Source organism: Pseudomonas sp. YA1 (assembly GCF_058680555.1).
Genome location: NZ_JBZWBG010000059.1, coordinates 1 through 548, shown reverse-complemented (window position 1 = coordinate 548; position 548 = coordinate 1). Strand labels below are relative to the sequence as shown.

1 protein-coding gene is annotated in these 548 nt (G+C 71.2%); it reads left to right on the top strand.

Annotated features, from left to right (window positions below; genetic code table 11):
- Positions 1–548, top strand: a 548-nt coding sequence (locus AC4OR5_RS30955; protein WP_491952863.1) for a type VI secretion system Vgr family protein, incomplete at both ends; no start/stop codon positions are given.

The following is a 548-nucleotide window of genomic DNA, read 5'->3' as shown; positions in this document are numbered from 1 at the left end:
GACCACAAGATCCTCAGCACCATCAAGAGCAAGGAGTACAAGGGCAGTCGGGCCAACGAGCTGCGCATCGACGACACCACGGCGCAGATCAGTGCGGCGCTGATGAGCGACCACGGTGCGAGCGCGCTGCACCTGGGCTACCTGACCCATCCTCGGCCCGAAGGCGGCAAGCCGCGCGGCGAGGGCTTCGAACTGCGCACCGACGAACATGGCGCGGTACGTGCGGCCAGGGGCCTGCTGCTGAGCACCGAGGAGCAGCTCAGGGCCGGCGCCGGCCATCTCGACCGAGGCGTCGTGGTGCAGGTGCTGGAGGCGGCGTTGGAGCTGGCCCGCGAGCTGGGCGACTACGCCGGGGAGCACCAGGGCGTGGGGCACGACGCGGCGCCGCAGCAAACCCTCCAGGAAGCCGTGCGCGACCTTGGCCACGGTGCCAACGACGAGTCCGGCAAGAGCAACGGAGGCAAGCCGGCGATCGCCTTGAGCGGTCCGGCAGGGATCGCCGCGGCGACGCCGGCGAGCCTGACCCTGGCCGCCGGCGAGCACGTCGA